This window comes from Citrobacter sp. Colony219 (assembly GCF_019382635.1).
GTDB lineage: Bacteria > Pseudomonadota > Gammaproteobacteria > Enterobacterales > Enterobacteriaceae > Citrobacter > Citrobacter youngae.
Window position 1 is genome coordinate 4149280 of record NZ_CP080033.1, and the last position, 204, is coordinate 4149483.

Sequence of the window (204 nt, forward strand, 5' to 3'; positions counted from 1 at the left end):
GAACCGGACGGGGTTGACCTTACCGGCGTTACAGGAAACCGGCGCACCTTGCGGTGCCCCCGCCCGGCCCGCCATAGAGGTGTAGCCGTGCGCACGACATAAAAAAAGACGCGGGCGCGTCAATATGTCGCCAACAACAGATTTTCAGGAGGTCAAGCCCGGCACCTGATTTTGCAGGTGCGGGTAAAAGATACCGCGTTTGGT